26 protein-coding genes are annotated in these 25618 nt (G+C 69.9%); 13 read left to right on the plus strand and 13 right to left on the minus strand.

All coding sequences use genetic code 11. The annotated features are described in order from the left end of the window. The first annotated feature begins 146 nt into the window (after positions 1 to 146). Positions 147 to 1007: an LLM class F420-dependent oxidoreductase gene (locus DFJ64_RS05075; protein ID WP_115849398.1), complete on the plus strand. Its 861-nt coding sequence runs from the start codon at positions 147 to 149 to the stop codon at positions 1005 to 1007. A gap of 26 nt (positions 1008 to 1033) precedes the next feature. On the opposite strand, the gene DFJ64_RS05080 is transcribed toward DFJ64_RS05075, so the two are convergent. Next, the gene (locus DFJ64_RS05080; protein WP_115849399.1) at positions 1034 to 2188 is read right to left on the minus strand and encodes a cystathionine gamma-synthase; all 1155 of its coding nucleotides are present in this window, start codon (positions 2186 to 2188) and stop codon (positions 1034 to 1036) included. Beyond that, on the minus strand, positions 2185 to 2880 hold the full coding sequence (yczE, locus tag DFJ64_RS05085; protein ID WP_115849400.1) for a membrane protein YczE: 696 nt from the start codon (positions 2878 to 2880) through the stop codon (positions 2185 to 2187). Before yczE ends, DFJ64_RS05080 begins: the two co-directional genes overlap by 4 nt. Positions 2881 to 2945: 65 nt before the next feature. Between yczE and yczR the strand changes: the two genes are divergently transcribed. Next, positions 2946 to 4433 carry a MocR-like transcription factor YczR gene (gene yczR / locus DFJ64_RS05090; protein ID WP_484417997.1) on the plus strand — a complete coding sequence of 496 codons (1488 nt, stop codon included), beginning with the start codon at positions 2946 to 2948 and terminating at the stop codon, positions 4431 to 4433. Between the two features lie 162 nt (positions 4434 to 4595). Next, positions 4596 to 5279, plus strand: a complete 684-nt coding sequence (gene msrA, locus DFJ64_RS05095; RefSeq protein ID WP_245940952.1) for a peptide-methionine (S)-S-oxide reductase MsrA — start codon at positions 4596 to 4598, stop codon at positions 5277 to 5279. 55 nt (positions 5280 to 5334) lie between these two features. Here the strand turns inward: msrA and DFJ64_RS05100 are convergent, their stop codons facing one another. After that, positions 5335 to 6009 carry a TetR/AcrR family transcriptional regulator gene (locus DFJ64_RS05100; RefSeq protein ID WP_115849402.1) on the minus strand — a complete coding sequence of 225 codons (675 nt, stop codon included), beginning with the start codon at positions 6007 to 6009 and terminating at the stop codon, positions 5335 to 5337. 67 nt (positions 6010 to 6076) lie between these two features. Between DFJ64_RS05100 and DFJ64_RS05105 the strand changes: the two genes are divergently transcribed. The 4 genes from DFJ64_RS05105 (at position 6077) to DFJ64_RS05120 (ending at position 9102) form a co-directional block, all read left to right on the plus strand. Further along, complete coding sequence (locus DFJ64_RS05105) at positions 6077 to 7153, plus strand: LLM class flavin-dependent oxidoreductase (protein WP_170152499.1); 1077 nt, start codon at positions 6077 to 6079, stop codon at positions 7151 to 7153. 323 nt (positions 7154 to 7476) lie between these two features. Next, on the plus strand, positions 7477 to 8007 hold the full coding sequence (locus tag DFJ64_RS20060; RefSeq protein ID WP_115849404.1) for an ABC transporter ATP-binding protein: 531 nt from the start codon (positions 7477 to 7479) through the stop codon (positions 8005 to 8007). Next, positions 7979 to 8482, plus strand: a complete 504-nt coding sequence (locus DFJ64_RS20065; RefSeq protein ID WP_170152500.1) for an ATP-binding cassette domain-containing protein — start codon at positions 7979 to 7981, stop codon at positions 8480 to 8482. The genes DFJ64_RS20060 and DFJ64_RS20065 overlap by 29 nt, the downstream gene beginning before the upstream one ends. A gap of 71 nt (positions 8483 to 8553) precedes the next feature. Further along, positions 8554 to 9102 carry an AAA family ATPase gene (locus DFJ64_RS05120; protein WP_115849406.1) on the plus strand — a complete coding sequence of 183 codons (549 nt, stop codon included), beginning with the start codon at positions 8554 to 8556 and terminating at the stop codon, positions 9100 to 9102. Between the two features lie 62 nt (positions 9103 to 9164). On the opposite strand, the gene DFJ64_RS05125 is transcribed toward DFJ64_RS05120, so the two are convergent. From DFJ64_RS05125 to DFJ64_RS05135, 3 genes are read right to left on the minus strand one after another with little or no spacing between them, the layout of a single operon-like run. Next, the gene (locus DFJ64_RS05125) at positions 9165 to 10007 is read right to left on the minus strand and encodes a hypothetical protein (RefSeq protein WP_115849407.1); all 843 of its coding nucleotides are present in this window, start codon (positions 10005 to 10007) and stop codon (positions 9165 to 9167) included. Beyond that, a complete protein-coding gene (locus DFJ64_RS05130) occupies positions 10004 to 10735 on the minus strand; it encodes a hypothetical protein (protein ID WP_115849408.1) in 732 nt (243 codons plus the stop codon). The genes DFJ64_RS05125 and DFJ64_RS05130 overlap by 4 nt, the downstream gene beginning before the upstream one ends. Continuing rightward, complete coding sequence (locus tag DFJ64_RS05135) at positions 10645 to 11244, minus strand: hypothetical protein (protein WP_147304604.1); 600 nt, start codon at positions 11242 to 11244, stop codon at positions 10645 to 10647. Before DFJ64_RS05135 ends, DFJ64_RS05130 begins: the two co-directional genes overlap by 91 nt. 446 nt (positions 11245 to 11690) lie before the next feature. Between DFJ64_RS05135 and DFJ64_RS05140 the strand changes: the two genes are divergently transcribed. Further along, complete coding sequence (locus tag DFJ64_RS05140; RefSeq protein WP_170152501.1) at positions 11691 to 12320, plus strand: GNAT family N-acetyltransferase; 630 nt, start codon at positions 11691 to 11693, stop codon at positions 12318 to 12320. Positions 12321 to 12429: 109 nt separating this feature from the next. Beyond that, positions 12430 to 13890, plus strand: a complete 1461-nt coding sequence (locus DFJ64_RS05145) for an LCP family glycopolymer transferase (protein WP_115849411.1) — start codon at positions 12430 to 12432, stop codon at positions 13888 to 13890. A gap of 51 nt (positions 13891 to 13941) precedes the next feature. On the opposite strand, the gene DFJ64_RS05150 is transcribed toward DFJ64_RS05145, so the two are convergent. The 5 genes from DFJ64_RS05150 to DFJ64_RS05170 form a co-directional block, all read right to left on the minus strand. Beyond that, positions 13942 to 17814: an ABC transporter ATP-binding protein gene (locus tag DFJ64_RS05150; RefSeq protein ID WP_115849412.1), complete on the minus strand. Its 3873-nt coding sequence runs from the start codon at positions 17812 to 17814 to the stop codon at positions 13942 to 13944. Continuing rightward, positions 17811 to 18299 (minus strand): MarR family transcriptional regulator, encoded by a 489-nt coding sequence (locus DFJ64_RS05155; protein WP_170152502.1) that lies wholly within the window; start codon positions 18297 to 18299, stop codon positions 17811 to 17813. Before DFJ64_RS05155 ends, DFJ64_RS05150 begins: the two co-directional genes overlap by 4 nt. Before the next feature lie 194 nt (positions 18300 to 18493). Then, positions 18494 to 19108 carry a GerMN domain-containing protein gene (locus DFJ64_RS05160; RefSeq protein ID WP_115849414.1) on the minus strand — a complete coding sequence of 205 codons (615 nt, stop codon included), beginning with the start codon at positions 19106 to 19108 and terminating at the stop codon, positions 18494 to 18496. Beyond that, positions 19105 to 20511, minus strand: a complete 1407-nt coding sequence (locus DFJ64_RS05165; RefSeq protein WP_115849415.1) for a HAMP domain-containing sensor histidine kinase — start codon at positions 20509 to 20511, stop codon at positions 19105 to 19107. The genes DFJ64_RS05160 and DFJ64_RS05165 overlap by 4 nt, the downstream gene beginning before the upstream one ends. Next, positions 20508 to 21206: a response regulator transcription factor gene (locus DFJ64_RS05170; protein WP_115849416.1), complete on the minus strand. Its 699-nt coding sequence runs from the start codon at positions 21204 to 21206 to the stop codon at positions 20508 to 20510. The genes DFJ64_RS05165 and DFJ64_RS05170 overlap by 4 nt, the downstream gene beginning before the upstream one ends. 171 nt (positions 21207 to 21377) lie before the next feature. Between DFJ64_RS05170 and DFJ64_RS05175 the strand changes: the two genes are divergently transcribed. Continuing rightward, a complete protein-coding gene (locus DFJ64_RS05175; RefSeq protein ID WP_115851836.1) occupies positions 21378 to 21707 on the plus strand; it encodes an STAS domain-containing protein in 330 nt (109 codons plus the stop codon). Between the two features lie 105 nt (positions 21708 to 21812). Further along, complete coding sequence (locus DFJ64_RS05180) at positions 21813 to 22451, plus strand: nucleoside/nucleotide kinase family protein (protein WP_115849417.1); 639 nt, start codon at positions 21813 to 21815, stop codon at positions 22449 to 22451. A 63-nt stretch (positions 22452 to 22514) separates the two neighbouring features. Here the strand turns inward: DFJ64_RS05180 and DFJ64_RS05185 are convergent, their stop codons facing one another. Then, complete coding sequence (locus tag DFJ64_RS05185; RefSeq protein WP_115849418.1) at positions 22515 to 23237, minus strand: sirohydrochlorin chelatase; 723 nt, start codon at positions 23235 to 23237, stop codon at positions 22515 to 22517. A 14-nt stretch (positions 23238 to 23251) separates the two neighbouring features. Between DFJ64_RS05185 and DFJ64_RS05190 the strand changes: the two genes are divergently transcribed. Further along, on the plus strand, positions 23252 to 23578 hold the full coding sequence (locus DFJ64_RS05190) for an SSI family serine proteinase inhibitor (protein ID WP_115849419.1): 327 nt from the start codon (positions 23252 to 23254) through the stop codon (positions 23576 to 23578). Positions 23579 to 23732: 154 nt separating this feature from the next. Here DFJ64_RS05190 and DFJ64_RS05195 read toward each other — a convergent pair whose 3' ends face one another. After that, complete coding sequence (locus tag DFJ64_RS05195) at positions 23733 to 24644, minus strand: aldo/keto reductase (RefSeq protein WP_115849420.1); 912 nt, start codon at positions 24642 to 24644, stop codon at positions 23733 to 23735. A gap of 102 nt (positions 24645 to 24746) precedes the next feature. Between DFJ64_RS05195 and DFJ64_RS05200 the strand changes: the two genes are divergently transcribed. Continuing rightward, on the plus strand, positions 24747 to 25616 hold the full coding sequence (locus tag DFJ64_RS05200; protein ID WP_115851837.1) for a helix-turn-helix domain-containing protein: 870 nt from the start codon (positions 24747 to 24749) through the stop codon (positions 25614 to 25616). Positions 25617 to 25618: the final 2 nt, after the last annotated feature.

The raw sequence follows: 25618 nt of genomic DNA on the forward strand, positions 1-25618 counted from the left end.
ACGTCGGCGAGACGGTCGGGGTCCACCACACCCGTGACGCGCCGCGACACCGGCTCGCGATCCACCCACGGTCAGTGCCGAAGCGATGGCGACGGCTCGTCGGCTCCCGGCTCGCCGATGCGCCGCGAGCACGGTATGACTGCCTCATGACGTCCAGGACCCCGATGCGCGTAGGCATCAAGCTCTCACCTCAGCACACCACCATCGACGAGCTTCGCGCCGTGTGGCGGCTCGCCGACGAGGCGGGCTTCGACAGCTGCTGGACCTTCGACCACTTCGCGTCGATCGGCAGCGACGACCCCAGCGGAGACGTGTTCGAGGGATGGACGCTGCTCGCCGCCATGGCCGAGGGAACCGAACGCGTCCGGATCGGCTGCATGGTGACCGGAGTGACCTACCGTCACCCCGCTGTGCTGGCCAAGATAGCCGTGACCGTCGACCACCTGTCCGGCGGACGTCTGGACTTCGGTCTGGGCGCGGCCTGGGCCGAGGTCGAGCACCAGATGCTCGGCTTGGAGCTGGGCAGCCTGCGCGAGCGGATGGACAGGTTCGAGGAAGCCTGTCAGATCATCACCTCGCTGTGGACCCGTCCGACCACGACGTTCTGCGGCCGCTACTACCGGCTGACCAACGCGTTGTCCAACCCCAAGCCCGTCCAGCGCCCCTACCCTCCGTTCTGGATCGGGGGCAGTGGTCGCAAGCGCACCTTGCGGATCACCGCGCAGTACGCCGACGCGTGGAACGCCTCGGGTGGGTCGCCTGAGGAGGTGGCCGAGCTGTCCGCGGTGCTCGACCAGCACTGTGCCGACGTCGGTCGAGACCCGAGCGAGATCAAGCGGACGGTCCAGCTGCGCTACACCGGCGACGCGGACGAGCTGCTCACCACGGTCGAGCGGTTCGCTCAGGTCGGCATCGGCGAGGTGATCGTCATCCTCCGCGGTGGCGAGGCGATCGCCCAGGCCGAGCAGGTGGCGGCCTTGCTTCCTCGGTTGCGCGCGGTCGGCTGACGCGGTCGACGGAGCGCGGGCCAGGGTCAGTCGAGGGCTTGGGCGAGGTCGTCGAGCAGGTCGTCCACCGTCTCGATGCCGACCGACAGGCGCACCAGGTCGTCCGGCACCTCCAAGGGGGAGCCGGCCGCGCTCGCGTGGGTCATCCGGCCCGGATGCTCGATCAACGACTCGATCCCGCCCAGCGACTCGGCGAGGGTGAACAGCTTGGCCCGTTCGCAGACCCGGATGGCCTCCTCCGCGCCACCACGCACACGGAACGACACGATGCCGCCATACCTGCGCATCTGCTTCGTCGCGATCTCGTGGCCTGGATGGTCAGGCAAGCCGGGATAGAGCACCTGGCGCACCTTCGGGTGCTCGGCCAGGAAGGCCGCGACCCGCTCGGCGTTGTCGCAGTGCCGCTCCATGCGCACCGCGAGCGTCTTCAGCCCGCGCAGCACCAACCACGCGTCGAAGGGGCCGCTCACCGCGCCCATGGCGTTCTGGTGGAACGCCAGCCGCTCACCCAGCTCGGCGTCGGCGGTGATGAGCGCGCCGCCGACCACGTCGGAGTGGCCCCCGGCGTACTTGGTGGTGGAGTGGACGACGACGTCCGCGCCGAGGGTCAGCGGCTGCTGCAGGTAGGACGAGGCGAAGGTGTTGTCGACGACGAGCAGCGCGCCCGACTCGTGAGCGACCTCGGCGAGCTGGGCGATGTCGGCGATCGTGAGGAGCGGGTTCGTCGGCGTCTCGACCCACACCATCGCGGTGGGACGGCTGCGCACCGCCGCGCGCACCGCGTCGACGTCGGAGATCGGCACGGGGGTGTGACTCACCCCCCACGGCTCGGCGACCTTCGCGAACAGCCGATACGTCCCGCCATACGCGTCGTTCGGGATGACGACGTGGTCGCCGGGCCGGCAGACGGTCCGCAGCAGGGTGTCCTCAGCGGCCATGCCGCTGGCGAACGCCAGCGCGCGGCTCCCTCGCTCCAGCGCCGCCAGGCATTCCTCCAACGCGGTGCGCGTGGGGTTCTGCGTGCGGGAGTACTCGTAGCCCTGCCGGGGGCGTCCGACGCCGTCCTGGCGGTAGGTGCTCGTGGCGTAGATCGGCGTGATCACCGCCCCGGTCGTGGGGTCGGCCGGTTGGCCCGCGTGGATCGCGAGGGTCTCGAAGCCGTGGTGGCGCTGCTCGCTCATGCGCTGAGGCTATCGCCGCTGGTCACCGGGGTTGTGGGACGCGCCGGCGGACGCGGCGCCACGGTGCACAGCGGAAGCAGGACGTGGACGAGAGGACCGATGGTGAACGCGTAGAGCAGGGTGCCGATCCCGATCGTGCCGCCGAGGAGCACCCCCACCACGACCACGCTCAGCTCGATGGTGGTCCGCACCAGTCGGACCGATTTGCCGGTCCGTCGGACGAGGCCGGTCATGAGACCGTCTCGGGGCCCGGGACCGAGCCGCGCGCCGATGTAGGCCGCGGTGGCCACGGCGTTCAGCACGACGCCGCTCACGACCAGCACGCCACGGGCGAGGAGGGACGTGGGCGTGTGGAGCACGGCGAGAACCACATCCGCCACGAGCCCGATGACGACGGCGTTGCAGATGGTGCCGACGCCCGGCCACTGGCGCAGCGGGATCCAGGCCAGGAGCACCACCACGCTCGTGAGAATCACGATCGTCCCGAACGACAGGGGCACGTGGTGCATGAGGCCCTGGTGGAGGACGTCCCACGGGAACAGACCGAGGTCCGCTCGCACGAGCAGGGCGAGCGACACACCGTACACGCCGAGCCCGACGAACAGTTGGGTGAGCCGGCGGACGAGGCGTCCTTCCCGCAGCGTGGCCAGCGGTGACGCCGCGAAGTCAACGTCGGAGGTCGCAGTCGACATGACTCCGATCCTGGGCGAGAACTGGCCTGGATTCCCAGAGCCAGTTGTGAAAGAGTGGCCTGGTGGTGGACCGATCCGCGAGTGCCACGTACGTCGTGAGACTGCTCGGGAGCTGGCGCGGCGCCGGCCCGTCCTACCGGGCCCTCGCCGAGCGGATCCGCGCCCTCGTCCTCGACGGCCGGCTGCCTCCCGGCACTCGCATGCCGAGCGAACGCGAGCTCGCTCGCGCGCTGCCCGCCAGCCGCACGACCGTCGCCGCCGCCTATGCGCTGCTCCGCGAGTGGGGCTTCCTGGCCAGCCGGCGTGGCGCGGCGAGCCGCGTCGTCATCCCACCCGGCGCCGGGACAGGCGGGCCCTATCCCGGAGGGGGCGCGATCGTGCCGGTGTCGGACCCGGACGGGGGCGTCCTCGACATGTGCGCGGCGGCGTTGCCGGCCCCGCCCGGTCTCGCGGAGGCGGTCGACGCGGCGACCCGCGCGCTGCCCGCGTACCTCGGCGGGCACGGGTACACGCCGCTCGGCGCGCCCGGCCTGCGGGAGCTGCTCGCCCAGCGCTACAGCGCGCGGGGTCTGCCGACCACACCCGACCAGATCCTCGTCACCGGCGGAGCCCTGCAGGCGTTCGGCTTGATCCTCCGCACCTTCGTCAGCCCAGGGGACCGGGTGCTCGTCGAACACCCGACCTACCCCAACGTCTTGGAGGCGGTGCGCCAGGTGCCAGCGCGCGCTGTGCCGGTGCCCTTCGGCCCGGACGGGTGGGACATCGCGATGCTGGAGGCGACGTTCCGCCAGGCGGCACCCCGCCTCGCCTACCTCGTGCCGGAGTTCCACAACCCGACCGGATCGCTCATGCCCGAGGCGACCCGAGAGCGGGTAGCCGCCGTCGCCGCCCGCACCCGCACGCTCACCGTCGCTGACGAGACGCTGGTCGACCTCTCCCTCGACGTCGACCAGACGCCGCCTCCGCTCGCCGCGTACGACCGGAGCGATCGGATCCTGCTCATCGGCAGCGCCAGCAAGTGCTTCTGGGGCGGCCTCGGCGTCGGCTGGCTGCGCGCACCGGCGTCCCTCGTCCCCACCCTGCTCAGGGTTCGCGCGGTGACCGACCTGGGAACGTCGCTGCTCAGCCAACTCACGGTCGCCGAGCTCCTGGCGCGCGAGGCGGCGATCCTCGCCGAGCGCCGGGCGCTGGTGCGGGCCCGACGCGCGAGCCTTGCCGCCGCGCTCGCCCAGCACCTGCCACAGTGGCGGTTCACCATGCCGGCGGGTGGTCTGAGCCTGTGGTGTGAGCTCGAGGCGCCGGTCTCGAGCACGCTCGTGGCGCTGGCCCGACAGCACGGCGTGCGGCTGGTGGAGGGACCGCGGTTCGGGCTGGACGGCGCCTTCGAACGGTTCATCCGGCTGCCGTACACCCTCGCCGAAGCCGATCTCACGCGGGCCGTCGAACGCCTGGCGATGAGCTACACGGCGCTCGCATCCACCACCGCGGGCGCTCCCGACACCACCGTCACGACCGGCCGTGCCACCAGCGACCCCACTCCCGTCGTCACGTGAGCAGTCGTCACGTGAGCATCGCCCGCGACCCTTCCAACCTCGAGCCGCCCATCCAGCCGGCCGCGAGAGGCCGACCGGCGAGGTCGTCGCGTGAGCCCAGCGCCTTCATGAGGGACGGAATGGGTCGGGCGGACCTCGGGTTGACAATGGGGGAGTACGCCGATGAACCCGAGTGAGGCCACCGTCATGATCTTCCAGCGTCGGACACCCACGATGCCCACACAGGACGAGGCGCTGCCCGGCCGGGCCGAGCGTCCGTTCACGGTGCCGGAGCGCCACGAGGTCCTCGGCACACCTCTCGAGGGCCCGGTGCCCGAGGGCTACGAGCTCGCGGTCTTCGGGATGGGCTGTTTCTGGGGTGTCGAGCGGCTCTTCTGGCAGACGCCAGGCGTCTGGTCGACCGCCGCCGGATACTCAGGTGGTTTCACCCCGAACCCGACGTACGAGGAGGTCTGCACCGGCCTGACCGGGCACGCCGAGGTGGTCCGGGTGGTCTTCGACCCCGCGAAGGTCACCTACGCCGACCTGCTGCGGATCTTCTGGGAGAACCACGACCCCACCCAGGGGTACCGTCAGGGCAACGACGTCGGCACCCAGTACCGCTCGGCGATCTACTACACCAGTGACGCCCAGCGCGAGGCCGCGGAGGCGTCGAGGAAGGCTTACGCGGAGCGGCTCGCCGCCGCCGGCTACGGCGCGGTCACCACCGAGATCGCCCCGCTCGGCGACTTCTGGCTGGCGGAGGACTACCACCAGCAGTACCTGCACAAGAACCCCGACGGCTACTGCGGCATCGGCGGCACCGGGGTGAGCTGCCCCGTCGGGCTGGCGCTCGGCGAGTCCTGACCCGCCGCCTCGGCGAGTCCTGACCCGCTGGTCCGCGGCGTTCGAAGCTGGCCGGTCAGGACGTCCCACGCGTACGCGGCGCGGTCTGGTCCCGCAGGTCGAACAGGGCCAGGTCGAGCTGCTCACGGGTGAGCGGCGGTCGGGGAAGCGGGTGCGCGGCCTCAGGCCGCAGCCCGTCGAGGATGAGGCCGAGCTGCCGACGCCACAGGTCAGGGGCCACGTTCTTGGTCGCCGCGGTGAGCCGGGAGATCGACCAGATGATGAGGACGATGTCGGTCGGCGCGAAGTCGGCCCGCAGCACACCCTGCTCGCGCGCGCGACGGACGAGGCGGTCGCCGGTGTCGTAGACGCGCTGTGTCGCCGCGGTGAGCGTGGTCGCTTCGGGGAAGCGCATCGACAGCAGGTCGCTGAGTCCGCGGTCGGCGGCGAGCAGCTCGCAGATCCGCTCCAGGCACCACACCAGCCCCTGCCAGGCGTCCTCCTGCAGCAACGCCTCCTCGACGATGCACTGGAACGTCCCGACCATGTCGACGAAGGCCGCTTCGATGAGCGCCTCCCGGGTGGGGAAGTGCCGGTAGAGGGTGGCGTTTCCGACACCGGCGCGGCGGGCGATCTCGTCGAGCGACGCCCCCAGACCGTGCTCGGCGAAGGCGGCCCGGGCCGCGGCGAGCAACCGCTCCCGGTTGCGCCGGGCGTCCCGCCGAGCCGGCCTTCCACGCTCACGGCTCATGGTCTCGCACTCTACAAAACGTGGACTACTCCCCGCTTTACCGCTACCGTGTGGGACAGAAGTGGGGATGACTCCCCGCTTTGTCGTCTCGCAGCCACCGGAGTGCGTGATGAAGATCGGGCTCGCCCTGTATCCACGGCACCTTCCGTACCGCCCGGAGCCGCTCGAGGAGCTGTACGGGTCGTTCCTCGACAACGCCGTGTACGCCGAGGAGCTCGGCTACTCCCACGTGTGGATGGGAGAGCACCACTTCTCCCCCGACGCCTGGCCGCCCTCCACGCTCGTGCTGCTGACCCACGTCGCGGCACGGACGAGCCGGATCCGGCTTGGTACCGGCATGTTGCTGATGCCGTTCCACCATCCGTTGCGCGTGGCCGAGGACGCCATCGTCTTGGACGTGCTCTCACACGGTCGGCTCGACCTCGGCTTCAGCGTCGGCTCCGCGTTCCACGAGTACCGGACGTTCAACGTGCCGATGTCGGAGCGACTGGGGCGAACCCAGGAGGGAGTGGAAGTCGTCCGCCGGTGCTTCACCGAGGACCGCTTCGACCACCACGGGAAGTACTACGACTTCCCCGACGTGCGCATGGAGTGGTACCGGCCGGTCCAGCGCCCTCACCCTCCCATTTGGATCGGGGCGTTCGGCCCCAAGGCCTTCGCCTGGGCGGGCCGGAACGGCTACCACATCAACCTGGGGTACACGCCGCTGTACGAGCAGGTGTATCTCCCCGCACTCGAGGCCGCCGGGCACGATCCCCGGCAGGCGATGCTCAACCAGCTCGTCTACTGCCACGTCGCGCCCACTCGCACACAGGCGTGGGACGAGGCCGAGGAAGGATTCCGCTGGGTCATCGAGTACTACCAGACCATGACCGGTGCCCCAGGCATCTCGGATGCCGGGCCGCTGCCCCCGGGCACCCTCCCACCGCTGGGTGAGTTCCGGAACACCCCGGGGATCGGGTTCGGCGGGAAGTTCATCGTCGGCACCCCCGACGACCTGACCCGCCATCTCGAGCAGGTGGCCAAGACCCCGGCCACCCACGTCGCACTCGCCCTCGGCGTCGCCGGCATGTCGAAGGAGCAGATGCGGCGGTCGATGGAGCTGATCGCCGAGCGGGTGCTCCCTCGCTTCCACGACACCTGAGCGACCCGAGAGGACCGGCCTCGCCAGGCACGCGCCGTCCGTCGAGTCCCAAGCGTCCACACTGCGAAGGATGGAGGCGTACGCCTCCATCCTGACGAGAGCCGAGTACGCGAAGGAACACGCGTCTTCGGGTTGCGGAGCTACTTCCTCGACCGGTGGCGCCGCTCCCACTCCGCGACCTTGGAGGAGACGCGCCGCATCAGACGAAAGGGGACCACCGTCGTCCTCGCCTGGTCGTTGCTCAGCGGCCTCGGCACCGGCCTTCCGTTCCGCTACGTCGTGCTGAAGACCATCGCAAGGAGTTCTCCCTGGGGGATATCGCGTTGTTCTCCGGCCTGGTCTTCGACGTTCGGCGTGGCCTGCTCGTGCTTCTCGGCAGCAGCTCGGCCTTGCTCGAGTCGACGCTCCAGGTGCGGCCGTTCATCGACGTCATGGCCTATCAGGACGACGGCCCCAAGCCTTCACGGACATCACGTGAGGAGACACCTTCGGCCACCCGGCCGCCAGTCAGACGAGACGACGGTCTGGTGCTCGACAACGTCTCGTTCTCGTACCCCGGCCGTGCCGAGCCCGCGCTCAAGGATGTGAGCCTGCGGATCGGCTCGGGTGAGATCGTCTTGGTGGTCGGCGAGGACGGCGCCGGCAAGACCACGTTGGCGAAGCTGATCTGCCGCCTCTACGACCCCTCGGCCGGGCGCATCCTGTGGAACGGAACCGATTACCGGGACATTCCTCTGGCGGAGCTTCGTCGAAACATCAGCGTCGTCTTCCATGACTACGCGCGCTTTCCCACGACGCTGCGAGAGAACGACGCTGCGAGAGAACGTGGCCGCCGGATCGGTCGACCAGCGTGACGAGCGCGCGGCGATCGTCTCCGCGCTCGACAAGGTAGGTCTCCGGCCGCTCGCCGATCGCTCAACGCTCGGCCTCGACGTCCCACTGACCAAGGAGCTGGAAGGCGGTATCGACCTGTCCGAGGGCCAGTGGCAGCGCCTCGCGATCGCGCGGGCGCTCATGCGCGTCGCGCCAGGGCTCGTCGTGCTCGACGAACCGACGTCCGCGATCGACCCGCAGACGGAGCACGAGGTGCGTGCCTGCCTTCGGGACATGGCGGAAGGCCGAAGCGCGCTGATCGTGAGCCACCGCCTAGCGCTGGCCAGCATCGCCAGCTCGATCATCGTGCTGAAGGAGGGGAGGATCGTCGAGCAGGGACATCATGCCGAGCTGATGGAACGACGCGGCCTGTATCGGGAGATGTTCCTGCGCCAGGCGAGCGGCTACCTCGCGGCCGCGAACGCGCCGGTCGCGCACCCTCCTCTGGACGGGTAGCCGCGGCAAGCGCGGAGACCGCACCACCCTCGCACCGCCAGGACCAGGACTCGTCCTCGTACGCTTGTTCGGTGCCGTTGGTGTGGGTGACCGGAACCGCGGGCGTCGGCAAGTCGACCGTGTGTGCCGTGCTGAGGAGCAGGGGCCACCTGGCGGTCGACGCCGATTGGGACGGCTACAACCGCTGGGTCGACCGCAGCAGTGGCGAGGTTGTCGCCGATCCTCCGTATCCGGTGCCAGCCGGGTGGCTGGATCGCTACGCCTGGCGGATCACCCGGGCGAAGGTCGAGACCCTCGCGGAGCGGGCACGCGGGTGGACGACGTTCCTCTGCGGATACGTCGAGAACGAGGACGAGGTTCGGGACCTCTTCGACCTCATCGTCTGCTTGGTCGCCGACGCCGAGACGATTCGACATCGCCTCCAGACCCGTGCGACGAACGCGTTCGGCCGGCGCCCCGAGGAGCTCGCCGCGGCTCTCGACCTAGCCGAGCGAATCGAGGCCATGTATCGAAGCCTCGGCGCCACGATCATCGACGCTCGGCGGCCGGCGGAGGACGTCGCCGACGCGGTCCTCGCGGCGGCCGGGACGGTCGACTCTCCCTCGACCCGCACGGCGTGACCTCCTCCGACGAGCCCGTCGGTCGCCGCGCGCTCACGCAGGTCACGCACGGCGCACAGCGATCAGGTCACCACGAGCGCGCCCAGCCGCCAGTACTCCTCGTGGGCCTCTCCGTCGAGGACGAGGTCGACCGTGCGCCCGGCGTCCCCGCCCTCGATGGTGAAGGTCAGCCAGGCGAACTCACCGGGCCCGAGGAGGTGGTCCGTCTCAGCGACCCGGCTGCCGTCGAGGTAGACGACGGTGTGACTGGAGGTGAACTGTGGATCCCCGGTGAGGACGTAGGCGCGATGGACACCCGGAGGGACGGCGAGCCGGAGTGTGCCCACCTCGCGGTTGAACACGAAGTCTCGTCGCAGCGGATCGAGAACCTGCCGGTCTCGTGCTTGTGGCGGCGCTCCCACCCAGCCATAACCGCGCGTGGGGTCCCAGGTCGTGTCCGGCGTGAGCACCGCGTACCCCTCCAGGACCGGGCTGCCCGGCGGCCCCGCGTCCAGGGCGAGGACCACGTCGCCGGCCGACCAGACGGCGGTGACCCCCGCCGTCGCGGAGTCGGTCGCCACGCCTCCACCGCCCGCCTTGTCGGTCTGTCCGACGAACGTGAGCGTCTGCTCGGTGAGGAGGTCGGCGTCGGCGAGCGGGGTCGCCGAGACCGTGTAGACGCCGTGGACGGGCAGGCCGTCGCTGTCGAGCTCGAACCGCTGCGATGCGGGCGCGAGCTCCCAACCGTCGGGGCCCGCAGCAGTCAGCGTGCCCCTGACCCGCTTGCGTCCCTGCGCCCAGATCGTCACCTCGAAGGTCCGAGAAACTCCGCGCGGCATGAAATTCTCGGTGGGGGACACGCGCACGGCGATCTTCGTCGGCATCACGTCGCGGGCCACCACCCGACCCCACCACTGTCCGGTCACCGCGAGGTCCTCTCCTTCTCCGCTCGAACCGGCAGCCGGTACAGCGCCGCCGCGGCGGTGTCGAGCCTGATGTCCAGGCGCTTCCGCGGCGGGGGCACCTCGACGTAGCGCTCGGTCGACGGGTCGAAGACGGCGATGCCGCGACCACGGACCCGTCGGCCAAGGTTGACACGGACTCGGCAAGGCTCCTTGTAGGAGTAGTTGACGACCAGCAGCCAGCGGTAGTTCGGCTCATCGGGCTTGCTGAACTGGCTGAGGATGACCGGGTCGCCCCACGACTCGGCGACGTACTCGTCCGGTGCGAACGCGGGTAACCCAGGCGGCGGGAAGTCCAGCAGGTTGGCGATGCCGAGAACCTCCGGGCGCAAGGGCTTGAGCTGCCGGCCCACGCGCGCCAGCCAGTTGTTGTTGATGTCCTTGGCGGCGTAGTACAGGTCGGTGCGTTGGCCGTCCAGTGTGATCAACCCGGGGCCGAACTCGGCGTAGACCTCTGGAGTCCAGTAGGTGAAGTACTGGATGCCCTTGCAACCGAAGGCGAGGCTGACGTTGATCTGCCACAGCAGCTCCTCCGGGGTGGGGCGTCGGTAGTTGGTGCTGGTGAACGACTGCACGTAGACCCACGTCGGGAGGTCGTACGTCAGGCCGGCCGCGCGCACCTCGCCCCACTGTTCCAGGAAGCCGAGGTTGTCACCGGTCCGCCGGAACGGGTAGTTGTCGAACGACACCATGGGGGTGACAGCACCTCGATGAGCTCCCGCAGCGCATCCCCCGTGTGCCAGGGAGCGGCGTTGGTGTGGAACAGGACGTCCGGGGCCAGCTCCCGACCCAGGCGGAAGACTTCGGCCATGCTCGGGTACCACTCCTCGGTGGGCTCATCCTTCAGGTGTAGGCCGGCGAACGCCGGATATGGCCGGTACTCGGCGAGCGTGTCGATGAAGATCTGCCGCCACTGGTCCCGGGGGTAGTCGCGGATTCCGTAGATGCGGAAGTCGGTGGGGACGCCGTAGAGGCCGTGCTCCTCGCACAGCCTCAACATCGTGTCGTTGACGGGGAAGTCGACGATGTCGTTGACGCCGAGGACCCACGTGAAGCCGGCTTCGGCGATCTCGGCGTACCGCTCGCTGGTGGTGAACGGCTGAGGCGGTGGCCAGAAGAAGCCGATCGGCAGGTCGGGTCCGCTCAACAGCGGCAGCTCGGCCGCGCCGACGAACGGCGCCGGACCTGCCAGTCCCGGCACACGCGGGGAGAGACGGTGCGCGGTCGGCGCTTCTTCGCCAGCGGACGAGCTGGCGAAGGCGGGACGCCCCGTTCCCAAGGACAACGCGGCACCGAGGCCACCTGCGGCCAATCCCAGGAAGCGCCGGCGCTCCAGGTTCCCCGACGATGCGAGGACTGACGATGGGGAGCCTTCGTGCCTGAGGGATCTGCCTCGAACACCATGGGAACTCCTCCGGCGCTCCGGTCGAACTCGATGTGGAGTCGCGTGTCTGACTCGCCTCCACCACTGTCCGGAGAGCTACCGGAGGCACGTAATGAAGCCTTGGATCATGGGCAAGGTCCTGGATCGGTCAGAGCGCTGCCACGATGTGGCCGCCTAGGACGGCTCGGCCACTTGGAACCCGACACGGCGCACGTCCGTTGACTCCCACGACAGCCTCCGATGACGAACTCGGGAGAACCTTCATGTCCGACACCACCGTGCCGTCGTCTCCGATCACCGTTCGCCGTGCCACGGCTCACGACCTCGATGAGGTGACCGCTGTCTTCGCGGCGGCGGTCTGGGACGAGGCGGTCGCGGCGTGGATGCTGCCCGATGAAGAGCGGAGGCGCGCGTGGGGTCACGCCACCGCCTTTCGGCGTTACCTGGGCGCTCAGATCGACGACGGTGCGCTCGTCGTCGCCGGTGGGGCACAGATCGCCGGCGTCTCCGTCTGGTCCCGCGTCGACGGATCGGACCCCGACGACGATCAGGGCGAGCTGATGACGACCGTCCGGACGATCTACGGACCCTACGTCGATCGTTTCGTCACGGTGATGACGGCGACGGCCCACGCCCACCCGTCCGAGTACCCCTACCTCTACCTCGCGCAGATGGCGGTCTTACCGAGGCATCGCGGTCGTGGGCTGGGAAGCGCGATGCTGCGCCACGGTCTCCGGACCGCGGACGACGACGGCCTCGCCACCTACCTCGAGGCGAGTACGACTCGCAACCGCGCGCTCTACGCCCGCCACGGGTTCGTCGACTACGGTCCCCCGATCCGGCTGCCCGACAACGGGCCCAGCCTGCAACCCATGCTGCGCGAGCCAGCCTGAGTCGCGGCAGCCCGGATGCGCCAGCCAATCATCCACACTTTTCGGCGAACTGGTCCTTGGATACCTGAACCGTCGATATGGGTGTGGTCAGACGCCCACGATGGTTGGCATGCCGGAGCCACGCGAAGACGAGCAGATTTCGTCGCACGAGCCCTCCACCAGTCGGTCAGCCAGCGCATCACCAGCGAGAATCTTCGGCCGGGCGCTGGTTCTGACAGTCGTTGGCGGACTCGTTCCCGGCCTTGGCCTGATCAAGGCAGGTCGACGCAAGGTCGGATTGACAGTGCTCGCCCTCTTCGCGCTCCTCGTCGGCGCTGCCGTCTACGCCGTCATAGCGGAGCGACGGACGTTGCTGCACTGGGCTGTCCAGCCCAAGGCGTTGCGGCTCGCCGCGATCATCCTCCCCGCCTTGGCCGTCGCGTGGGCGGTCGTCATCCTCGCGACCTATCGGTCGCTGCGACCCAGCACCGCAAGGGCATGGCAACGGCTTGTCGGTGTCGGCGCGGTCCTCGCCTTGATCGGCGTCGTCGCGGCCCCGCTGAGCGTGGCGAGCCGATACGCCATGGTCCAGAAGGACATGGTCGAGCACATCTTCGCCAAGAAGGAGAGCAAGAGCGCGACCAGACCGACCAAGGTGACCGTCGAAGACCCGTGGGCAGGTCAGGATCGTGTCAACGTCCTGCTGCTCGGCGGTGACGGTGGTCACGACCGAATCGGCATTCGACCCGACAGCATCATCACCGCCAGCATCGACACCCGCACCGGCGACACGGTGCTGTTCAGCCTGCCGCGCAACCTGCGCAAGATCCCGTTCCCCAAGGACTCCGTGCTCGCCGACGCCTACCCCAACGGCATCTACGCGGGACCCGGTGACCAGCTGGAGTGGATGCTGAACTCGATCTACGAGAACGTCCCCGACCAGCATCCTGACCTGCTCGACAGCGACAACCCGGGCGCCGACGCGACCAAGCTCGCGGTGAGCGGTGCCCTCGGGTTGCGCATCGACTACTACGTCCTGGTCAATCTCAAGGCGTTCGAGCAGCTCATCGACGCCTTCGGCGGCATCACCGTCAACGTGAACTACCCGGTGCCCAAGGGTGGCAGCGAGGAGGAGGGGCTCAAGCCAGGAGGCTGGATCCAGCCGGGGCCCAACCAGCACCTCGACGGCTTCGACGCGCTGTGGTTCGCGCGTGGACGGTGGGGCCTCGACGACTACCAACGGATGCTGCGCCAGCGCTGCGTCATCAAGGCGATCATCGACCAGGCCGACCCCATCAAGGTGCTCACCCGGTTCGAGGCGATCGCCAAGTCCTCCAAGGACCTGGTCTTCACCGACATCCCACAGTCGATGCTGCCGGCGTTCGTCGACCTGTCGCTGAAGGTGAAGCGAGCGAAGGTCACGAGCGTCGCCTTCACCAACAAGATCATCTCTCCGTGGGAGCCGAACTACGACGAGATTCACGCCATGGTCCAAGAGGGCCTGAGGAAGAGCGCGAACGCCTCCTCCTCGTCCTCCTCCATCACCGACTCCCTCGAGGATGCCTGCGCCTACCGACCGCGTCGCCCGTGAGGCTCTCGACACCCACCCATCCCGTCGTGGCCTGAGCGTGGAGTACGGCGCTCAGGCCACGACATGTTCCCCGCGCGCGTACGCCGCCCACAGCTGGGCGTAGCGGCCACCCGCGCCCAGCAGCTCCGCGTGGGTGCCGTCCTCGACGACGCGCCCGTGGTCGAGGACGACGATGCGGTCGGCCCGCTCAGCCGTGGTGAGCCGGTGGGCGATGAGCAGCGTCGTCCGCGACCGGGTGAGCGTCTCGGTCGCCCGGATGACCAGCGCCTCCGTCGCCGGGTCGAGCGCCGCCGTGGCCTCGTCGAGCAGGAGGATGTCGGGATCGACGAGGTAGGCGCGCGCCAACGCGATGAGCTGGCGCTGTCCGGCTGAGAGATTGCGGCCTCGCTCTCCCACCGGGTGGAAGTAGCCTCCGCGCATTCGCGCGATGACCCGGTGGGCACCGACGGCACGGGCGGCCGCCTCCACGTCCTCGTCGGTGGCGTCCGGTCGGCCATAGGCGATCGCGTCGCGGATCGTCCCTGGGAAGAGGAACGGCTCCTGTGGCACGTATCCAAGCCGCTGGCGGTACGCCTCGAGGTCGAGGTCGCGAAGGTCGTGGCCGTCGACTCGAACCGCTCCTGACGTGGGGTCGTAGAACCTCGCCACCAGCTTCACCAGCGTCGTCTTGCCGGCACCCGTCTCGCCCACCAAGGCGACCGTCTCGCCCGGGCGTACCCGCAGGCTCACTCCGTCCAACGCATTCGTCTCAGCGTTCTGGTAACGGAAGGAGACGTTGTCCAGCACGACCTCGCCGCGGAAGCGGGTCACCTTCATCGGCCGCTCCGCCTGAGGTGTGGACGTCGGGGTACGCAGCAGCTCCGCGATCCGCCGCAGACCCACGCGCGCCTGCTGGTACCCGTCGAAAACCTGGGACAACTGCTGGACCGGGGAGAAGAACAGGTCGAGGTAGAGCAGGTAGGCGATCAGCTCGCCAGCGGTCAGCTCGCCGCCACGGACGAGTCCGGCACCGACACCGAGGACGACCGCCGCGGCGACGACGTTGAGGAACTGCACGAACGGGAAGTACGTCGCGATGTAGCGCTGGGCCCGCAGCCGGCTCACCCGGTAGGCGTCGCTCTTGCGGACGAATCGGTGGGCGTTGTGCTCCTCCCGCCGGAACGCCTGGGCCACGCGCATCCCGGCGACGTTCTCCTGCAAGTCCGCGTTGACGACACTGATGCGCTCACGCGCCTCCTGGTAGGCCGCGGACGACTTGGCCCGGAACACCAGCGTGGCGAGGATGAGCGCCGGCATCACCGCGAGCACGCACAGTGCCAGCTCCGCGTTGATCCACACCAGCGCGACCAGCACACCGACGAACTGCAGGAGCGCGACGACCGCGGTGAGGAGCGAGGTCTGCAAGAACGTCGACAGCGCGTCGATGTCGGTCGTCATGCGGGTCATGATGCGACCGCCCATCTCGTGCTCGTAGTAGTCGAGACCGAGCCGTTGCAGGTGGGCGAAGAGCTTGACCCGCAGGGTGTAGAGGACCCGCTCACCGGTTCGTCCGGCCACGCGGGTCTGCGCCACGTTGACCGCCCAGTTGGCGATGACCACGCCGAGCGCCACGGCGGTGACGACGAGCACCACCGAGTACGCGTCCTTCGCGATGCCCGCGTCCACGCCGTGTCGGATCAGCAACGGCAGGGTCAACGAACCCAGGGCGTCCAACATGACGAGCAGCACGGCCACCAGCAGCGGCCGACGGAAGGGCCGGAGCGTCCGCCGCAGGCTGAAGGCCGGATCCGGCTCGCGGGCCCGGGCCGCGTCGGCGTCGGGTGAATCGGTGATCGGCGGCAGCTTGGCGACCTGGGCCAGCAGGCCGGGTGTCGGCGGCAGGTTGGACAGCCAGCCGCCGCCGGGACCTCCGCCTCGTCCCCCTCCCCCGAAGCCGCCGCCTGGCCCCGTCGGCATCCGCACCCGGGTCAGGTGGCTCGGTTGGGTGGACACGGGACGTGTCGCCCACGCCGAGGGATCAAGCCTCCCCGCGGGCTGACCATCGGAGGCGTCGGTCGTCTCGGTGGTCGCGAGGAACGCGTCGAGCTCCCCGGCGTCGATGCCTTCGGCGTCCTCACCCGGCCCCGACAGCAGCAACCGATACAGCGGGCAGCGCGCCTCCAGCTCCGCGTGCGTGCCGACATCGACCAGACGGCCCGCGTCCAAGACCGCGATCCGGTCCGCCAGCTGGAGCGTGGACCGACGGTGGGCGATGATGATCGTCGTTCGCCCGCGCATGACCCGACGCAAGGTGGCGTGAATCTCCGCCTCGGTGCGGGGGTCCACCGCTGAGGTCGCGTCGTCGAGCACGAGCAGAGTCGGGTCGGACAGCAGCGCGCGAGCCAACGCGATGCGCTGTCGCTGACCCCCGGACAAGGTGAGGCCCCGCTCTCCCACCACGGTGTCGAGACCCTGGGGAAGCGCCTCGATGAACTCCATCGCCTCAGCGGCGCGAGCGGCCGCGCGGATCTGCTCGTCGGTGGCGTCGGGTCGTCCGTAGGCGATGTTGGCGCGAACCGTGTCGGAGAAGAGGAAGCTCTCCTCGAAGACCAGACCGATCCGCGCCCGCAGGCTGGCGAGGGTGACGTCACGGACGTCGTAGCCGTCGATGCGCACGGCCCCGTCCCAGACGTCGTAGAAGCGGGGCAGCAGTTGGGAGATCGTCGACTTTCCTGATCCGGCGGTCCCGACCAGCGCGAGCGTCTCGCCGGGCCGCACCCGCAACGACAGTCCACGCAGGACTGGGTCGGAGTCGACGTAGCCGAACGTCACGTTCTCCAGCTCGACACCACCCGGTCCGCGGGGCAGCTCGACCGCCCCCGGCTTCTCCCGTACCTCCGGCTGGGAGTCGATGACCTCGAACACGCGGACGACGCTGGCTCGGGCCTGCTGCCCGAGAACCAAGAAGTTGGAGAGCATCCGGGTCGGCGCCACGAGCTGACTCAGGTAGCTGGAGAAGGCCAGGAAGGTTCCCAGCGTGATCGAGCCGCGCAGGGTCAGCCAACCACCGAGGGCGAGGATGCCGACCTGGCCGACGAGCGGCACAGCCTGCAGCGTCGGGCTGAACCGACTGGTCAGTCGGATGGCGCGCATCCGCGAGCCGAACAGCTGCCTGGCCTGGTGGTCCAGTCGGTCGAGCTCCCGGCGCTCCTGCCCGAAGCCCTTGACGACCCGGACACCGCTCACGGCGGCCTCCACGATCGCGGCGACCTCGGCAGCCTGCTGCTGTGCCTCCCAGGTGGCGGGGAACAGCCGGCTCCGACTGCGGTAGCCGATGACGACGAGCGCCGGCACCACCGCGAGAGCGACGAGGGTGAGCAACGGCGACAGCCATGCCATGAGGGCCAGGGAGATGGCGAAGAGCAGGAGGTTGCCGAGGCTGTTCGGCAGCATCTGCAGCAGGCCCTGCACGACCATGATGTCGCTGATCGAGCGGCTGACCACCTGGCCGGTGTGCAGCTCGTCCTGGCGCGCCCCGTCCAAGCGCAGCAGGGCCCGGAAGAGGTCCTCGCGCATCGCGTGCTGGACGTCGAGTGCCAGCTTGCCGGCGAGGAAGCGCCGGACGAATCCAGCGCCGAACACCAGCAGACCGACCCCGAGCAACACCGTCACCCACGGCAGCATCGCGGCGCGGTCGGTGAGGATCACCTCATCGACGATCTGTCGAAGGATCAGTGGAACCAACGCGGTGCCGCCCATCCCAACGACCGCGCCACCGAACGCCGCGACAACGAGCCACTTCGAACGCCAGCAGTAGCCGGCCAGACGACGGATCCACCGGTGCGTGGGAGAGGTGGAGGACGTGATGAGCGGGTGCGTGCTGGCGCGAGCGTCGTTCTCGGTGAACGTGGCGGCTGTGTCGTCGGTGGGAGTCTCTGGCGTCATTGACCGCGCGGCACCTCTTCCAGCGTCGTCGGCGGTGGAGCGGGTCGCGTCGCGCGTCGCTCGGCACGTCGAGCCCACCGAGCGTCCAGCGCAGCGTCGATCTCGGCGAGCTGGGTGAGCAGCGCGTGAGGATCGGAGATCTCGGCGAGCAGCGGCTTCAGGCGTTCGCAGTAGGCCTCCTCGGCACGAGCGAGCGCCTGCCGTCCCCGCGGCGTGAGGGTCAGGCGAATCGCGCGACGGTCCCCCGCGACGCTCTCCCTGTTCAGCAAGCCGGCGTTGACCAGTCCATCCACCACGAGGGTGACCGCCGGCTTGCTGGTGGCTAAGCGGCTGGCGATCTGGCTGGACCGCTCGGTCCCTCGAGCGACCAGCTCGAGAATGCGGAACTGGGCGAGGCTGACGCCGGCGTCCGCACGCTCGAGCAGTCGAGCCAGGCGCACCAGCGTGCGGGCTCCTTGCGCGACGGATGGTTCAGGGACCCTCACAGTTATGCACCTTAACGACCAAGTGTGACTCAGGACCGAGGCCGCGCGCTCGGAGTGTCCGGATCCGGACCGTGGTCGGCCGGTCTCGATGTCCGCCGGCATCGCCGTCGACCCGTCGGGACGACCGATGGCGAAGCTCACCTCGACGGTGACCGTCGACGTTCGACGTGACGGTTCGACCGGGAGGAGGTCGGTCAGGAATCGACCAGCATCAGGTAGCCGTCGGCGGTCAAGGGTTCCGACGTCAGGGACCCGTCGCCCAGGGGCGCCTCGATGGGGCGGCCCGCGCTCGCGAGCCGCACCCGGTCGACTTCGGGCAGCGCGGTCACCGACAAGACGACCTGTGCCACAGTGAGCGTGCCCTGCTCGGCCGACAGCCCCGCGACGTCGCCGGACAAGTCGATGGTGGCGGTGCGGTCGGTCAGCGAGACAAGCCGCAGGCGAAGACCGGGCGGGATGGCCGAGGTGAGACCTTCCGCCTGTTCGGAGTCCGAGGGGCCCTCGACGAGCGCTCGCAGGACCGCCGTCAGCCGTCGAGTGGCCGGTCCGACACCGATGTCGCGGCGGACACCGGTGAGTCGGTCGTGGGCGACGAAGTACACCGTCGTGGACGCGGGCATCCGCTCGACGCGCAACTCCGACGGGCTCGTCGGGCTCGTGGACTCGAGCAGGCCGAACGGAACGCTCCTCGGGTCGATGAGGGTCGGCTTCTCCTGCTCGGGGATTCCACATCCGGTGAGTGTGAGGAACCCCGTGAGCGTGAGGAGCAGGGCCACAGCGGTCAGCGACCGCGTTCGCGACGTCCTCATGTCTCCCCTCCCGCCGTCGTCGCGCCATCTGGCCGCGCATCGGCACGAGGCAACGACACGACGAACCGACCGCCTCTTCCTGGCCGGTCGGCGCACCACACCGCCCCACCGTGCGCCGCCACGGTCTCCGACACCAGCGCCAGGCCGAGTCCGGTGCCCGAGGACGAACCACGTGCGGTCCGGCCGGTCGCGAAGCGGTCGAAGATGCGCTCCCGCTCCGAGATCGGTACACCCGGCCCGTCGTCATCGACGAGCACGAGCGCGCGATCCCGCTCGCCCACGATGGTCACCGCCGCCAGGCCGCCGCCGTGGCGCTCGGCGTTGTCGATGAGGTTGGCGAAGACGCGTTCGAGCCGCAGCTTGTCGCCAGTCACCTGGACGTCACGCGCGCCGGACAGCACCGCGGTGGTCTGACCAGATCGAGCGAGCGTGTGCTCGAGCAGCTCCCACAGCGACATCGGCTCCGCCGCCTCCGGAGCCAGGCCCGCCCCGACGCGCGCCAGCTCGAGGAGGTTGTCGAGCAGCCGGCGGAACCGATCCAGCTCCTCGATCACCAGGTCCAACGCTCGTTGCGACCTCGGTGACAGCTCGTCCCGTCGCTTGTCGAGGACCTCGACGCTCGCGACCAGCGTCGTCAGCGGCGACCGCAGCTCGTGGCTCACGTCGGCCGCGAGTCGCGCGTCGCGCTCGATCCGCTGGTGCAGCGTGTCCACCATGCTGTTGAACGAGCCGACGATCGTGGCGAGCTCTGGATCGCGCGTGGGTGGGAGCCGGGTGTCCAATCGGCCACCAGCGATCTGGGCCGCCGCCCCCGCCACGTCGTTGAGCGGTCGCACCACCGATCGGCTGGCGTAGACGCCCAGTCCCGCGCCGGCCAGCGCGGCCACGAGCGCCCCACCGGTGAGGACGACGCCCAGGGTCCGCAGGTTCTCCTGGAGCTCCCGTAGCGGCGCCACCTCGTAGTAGGACGCCTGCACCGACGGCAGCGGCACCCCGATGACGATCGCCGGCACGCCGTCGATCCGGGTGCGGATGGACGCGGGTCTGCCGTCGGCCACCACGTCGCGAAGCGAGCGCGGAATCGACGAACGACCGACGTCGAGCGAGGACGAGAACCACCGGTCGCGCCAGTGAACGACCAGTGCCGAGCCCGACGTCGGCGCCATGGCGGTGAGGATGGCCGGCACGTCCGCGCCGGCGCTCTCGAGCCGGCCGCGAACGTAGTTGGCGTCGAGGTACGCCTGCCGCAGCACCGCCCGCTCCCGCTGGCTGAGGAGGTAGCTTTGCGCCAGCGCGTACGTGGTGACGGCGAAGATGGCCGACACCAAGAGCGCTCCGACCCCGAAGGCGACCGTGACCCGCCCTCGGAGCCCCGCCGGTCGGAGCCTCGGGAGACGTCTCACTGCGGATCCAGGCGGTAGCCGAGTCCTCGGACGGTCACGATGAGCCGAGGCGCTCCCGGATCCTGCTCGATCTTGGTTCGCAGGCGGCGAATGTGCACATCGACGATGCGCTCGTCACCGAAGAATCCGTGCTCCCAGACCGACTCCAGCAGCGCCCGCCGGCTCTGGACTCGGCCTGGCGGATTGGCCAGCTCGCTCAGCAGGCGGAACTCGGTGAGCGTGAGGTGGACGTCCTGCCCGTCGCGCAGCAGCGTTCCCCTGGACGGTGACAGCACCAGCTGCCGCGTCGAGTCGAGCACGATGTCAGGCGGCACCTCCGGGTCTCCAGGAGTGCGGGCCCGACGTCGAAGCGCGCGGAGGCGTGCCGTGACCTCCTTGATTTGGAACGGCTTGGTGACGTAGTCGTCGGCCCCGGCCTCCAATCCCGCGACGATGTCATGGGTGTCCGCGCGGGCGCTAATGATGATGATCGGAATGTCGCTGACTTTGCGGATGTCGCGAATACAGGTGAACCCGTCCACCTCGCCGAGCATGAGATCGACGATCATCATGTCGACTGGCTTGGTGCGAAACTGACGCAGCGCCGCTTCGCCCGAGGTTGCCTCGCTGACCTGGTATCCCTCGTCCTCCAGGGCCAGTCGGAGCACGGACCTGATCCGATCGTCGTCCTCGACCACGAGTAGACGTGTCGCCATGCGCCCAATGCTGCCAAAGTGAGCTTCCTCATCCCGGGGCGGCGTCGGACGGGACGTTGTCCTGAGACGTTGTCATGAGATCGCAAAGTCTTCGTCGGCTCAACCTCAATGTGAAGATCGCACGATAGACCCGAATAGTTGTCCGTTTTTTGCCTTTTGGAGGCGGCGGCGATGCGCACCCCCGCACACGTCCTGCTGCATGACGAGGCCGTCGTGACGCTCACCGAGGCCGACGTGGCGGAGGGCACGGCGGAGCTGCGGTGGCAGCTGCGCGACCTGGTGCTCTCCGGCGTCCGCCGCATCGTCGTCGATGTCGCCGCCATCGATCGGCTCCCTTCCACCACCCTCGCCGCACTGCTCAGCGCCCACCGCGCCTGCCGCGCCCGCGGGGGCGGGGTACGGATCCGCAATCCCAACCGCGCGACGCTTGACCTGCTCCGTCACACCGGTCTGCACCGAGTCTTCGCCGTGGAGCCCGCGCCCGCGGCCACGGATCGCTGACCAGGCCTACGACACGCGCCGCCCAGTGCGTGCGGCACCATGGTCGGCGGTGCGCACCCGCCACGCGGACCGGCGGGTCGCGAGGTCGCCGCGGAAGGAGCTGGGATGCGTCTCGACGACCTGGTGCGACGGGCGGAGTCCTTGGCGTCCGCGGGTGGACGGCGCGTCCTGGGCATCGTGGGTCCCCCGGGCGCCGGGAAGTCCACTCTGGCGACGATCCTCGTCGAGCGGCTCGGCGACCGCGCCCGCTACGTGCCCATGGATGGCTTCCACCTGGCCAACGTCGAGCTCGTGCGGTTGGGTCGCCGCCAGCGCAAGGGAGCACCCGACACCTTCGACGGCGCGGGCTACGTCGCGCTCCTCCGCCGCCTACGCGACCCCGCCGAGGAGACGGTCTACGCCCCCACGTTCCGACGGGACCTGGAAGAGCCGATCGCCGGTGCGATTCCCGTCCCTCGCGAGGTGCCGCTCGTCGTCACCGAGGGCAACTATCTCCTCCTCGACACGCCGCCGTGGTCGGAGATCCGCCACCTCCTCGACGACGCCTGGTACCTCGACCCGCCGGAGCCGGAGCGTCTCGACCGGCTGATCCGACGACACCAGCGCTACGGCAAGTCGCCGGAGGAGGCACGTGCCTGGGCGCTCGGCAGTGACCAGGCGAACGCCGAGCTGGTCGCGACGTCTCGGGGACGCGCGGACCTTGTCCTCCACGGTTTCGACGCGGTCGACGCCGTGACCCACTGAGGTTGGCGGAGTCTCTCGGCCGGCACCGTGTTCCCTCGGCACAACACGAGCTGTTCCCGACGCTCACGTCGCTCCACCCGGCCCCTCGTGGCCGCCGGCACGCTCGTCGTAGCGAGCCAGTACGAGGTCCACGAGCTCCGGGCGCGCCGCGAGCGGAGACGTGACCCCGTCGGCGCCGACCCCCTGGAGCGCGCGGTAGAACCATCCGTCCGCCAACAGGTACGCCGCCACGAGGACGCGACGCGCGCCGTCGGCTCGCATCGCGGTGACCGCCTGAGGCACACTCGGCTGCGCCGCGGTCACGTACGCGGCTCGCACCGGTCCCGGCACCAGGCCGTCCAGGTAGCCCGCCACGGTCTCCACGTCTCGCTGGGCTCGCGGGTCGCGCGACCCGGCGGCGGCCACCACGACCCCGTCCGTCGGCTCGAGGGAGGCCACCTCCCGCAGTCCGTCCACCAGGAGCGCGGCGAGCGCAGAGTCCGGGCCCAGCGGCCGGCTCACGAGGACCTGAGCGTTGGCGGCCACGGCGGTGGGAATGTCGGTGTGGACGTGGTAACCGGCGGCCAGCAGCAACGGCACCGCCACCGTGGGCCGGTCGGTCGACGTGACGACCTCCTCGAGGCGAGGTTCTTGGACGTCGAGATAGGCCACGTCGACCTCGAGGCCGGGGCGTCGGGCCCGCACCCGTTCGACGAGGTGCCGCACCTGACGCTGGCCGGTGCGGTTGCGAGTGCCGTGCGCCACGGCGAGCAACCGCGGCGTCGTCGGCGGTTCTCCCGTGGTCACGTTTCAATGGTCGCATGACGACGGCTAGCACCCACCTCACCGTCACCGTGTGGGAGCGCCCCGGCGCGCCACCGCGGGTGTGGACGCTCACCGCCGACCCGCCGGGCGGTACGCACCCCGATCCGGAGGCGGCGATCCGCGCGATCGAGGAGGCGCAACGGCCGTTCGACCCGGTGCCCCGTGGCGCCCTGTGCGCCCAGGTCTACGGCGGCCCGCAGCGCGCCGTCATCGAAGGCCATTGGCGAGGTCGGCCGGTCTCCGCCCGGTACGACAAGCGCAACGCCTGCGAGATCGCTCGCTGGAAAGCGCTCAGCGCCGTCCTCGACGCCTCCGACGCCTAGGTCGTGCCGGACCGATCCCACGGACGCCTGGTGGCGGACGGACCAGGAGACCGCGAGGTCTCCGGTCCGTCGCACCCGCCTCCCTCGCCACGCTCGGCACCGCCCTCAGGTCGACACCGCCGAACCGAGCCGAGCGGACGGGGAGAGCCCACGGTCAGAAGGGTGGGGCGCCCGGAGGACGGACCTTCTCGAGGGCGGCCAGGTCGTCGTCGTCCAAGGCGATCTGCCCGGCGGCCACGTTCTCCTCGAGGTGGGCGACCGAGCTCGTACCGGGGATGAGCAACATGCGGTCATAGTGGGCCAGCAGCCACGCCAAGGCGATCTGGGAAGCCGAGGCGTCGTGCTTGGCAGCCACCGACGCGATCACCGGCTCCTGCGCGAGGGCCCGCGGGCCGCCGGTGAACGCCGAGCCGAGCGGGTAGTACGGGACGTAGGCGATGCCGTGCTCGCGACAGAGGTCGAGGACCGGCTCGTCCGCTCGGTTCCCGACGCCGTACGGGTTCTGCACCGCGGCGATCGGGGTGATCTGCAGAGCCGTCGTGAGGTCGTCGACCGAGGCCGCGGACAGGCCGATGAGGCCGACCTTGCCCTGGTCACGGAGCTCGGTCAGGGTGCCGAGCTGCTCGGCGAGCGGGACAGGGTCCGGCCCGCCACCCCCGACCCCCAACCGCATGTACACCAGGTCGATCCGTTCGAGCTGCAGCGTGCGCAGGTCCTGCTCGAGAGTCACCCGGAGCTGCTCTGGGCGGGAGGCGCGGACCCAAGCACCCGTCTCATCGCGGGTACCGCCGACCTTCGTCGCGATGAAGAGGTCCTCCGGGTAGGGGTGCAGCACCTCGGCGATGAGCTCGTTGACGACGTCGGGGCCGTAGACCTGCGCCGTGTCGATGTGGTTGACCCCGAGCTCGACGGCGCGCCGGAGGACGGTCCGGGCCGTGTCGGGGTCCTTCGGCGGTCCGAACACCCCGGGGCCGGCGAGCTGCATCGCACCGAACCCGATGCGTCGCACGGTCTTGTCGCCAAGGGAAACGGTTCTGTCACCGGGGAAGGCAGTCTGCTGAGTCACGGCTCGACTGTCCGGCCCGCCCGCCGCCCTCAACCAGAGGTGGAAGGACCCTGGGACGCACAGACCCACCCTCCTCGGCTCACCGGCGCCTACTGTGGAAGCGTGAGCAAGAACGGCGAGCTGCGCGAGTTCCTGCGTACCCGGAGGGCACGGCTCCGGCCCGAGGACGTGGGCGTCCAGACCACCGGCCGGCGCCGCGTCCCGGGACTGCGGCGCGAGGAGGTCGCGATGCTGGCGGGCGTCAGCCTGGACTACTACACGCGTCTTGAGCAGGGTCGCCGGAACCTGCAGCCGTCCGACCAGGTACTCGACGCGATCGCACGCGCGTTGCGGCTCACCGAGATCGAGCGGCTGTACCTGCACAACCTCGTCCGCTCGACCGTCGCCGGGTCCGAGTCGACCGAACCCCGGCTTTGGCCCCTTGACGCGGGCACCCGGCTGATGGTCGACAACCTCGGCATTCCCGCGATCGTCGTCGACGTGCGCGGCGACGTCCACGCGATGAACCGCCTGGGACGCGCGCTCCTGCCCGGTCTCGAACCGGGGACGAGTCACCCACGATGGGTGTTCCTGAATCCCGCGACGCGCGACCTCCTGGTCGACTGGGAGATGGTCGCGCGCCTGACCGTCGGCGTCCTACGCGAGGCCGCGGCCCGGTACCCACGCGACACCCGGCTGCACACGCTGATCGGCGAGCTGTCCGTCGCCAGTCCGGAGTTCCGCACCTGGTGGGCCGAGCACGAGGTCGACACCCGGTGCCGGGGTCCCAAACGGTTCCGTCACCCCGTCGTCGGCGACCTCACTCTGCACGTCGAGGCGCTGCAGCTCCAGGACGGGGAGCGCTGGCTCTACGCCTACGCAGCGGAACCCGGATCCTCTTCCGACGAGGCTCTGCGGCTCCTCGGCACGTGGGCCGCGACCGAGGACGCGGCTCCGACGCAGCGTCCCACCCCTCGGACGGCCTTACCGTGAGA

The organism is Thermasporomyces composti (assembly GCF_003386795.1).
Taxonomy (GTDB): Bacteria; Actinomycetota; Actinomycetes; order Propionibacteriales; family Actinopolymorphaceae; genus Thermasporomyces; species Thermasporomyces composti.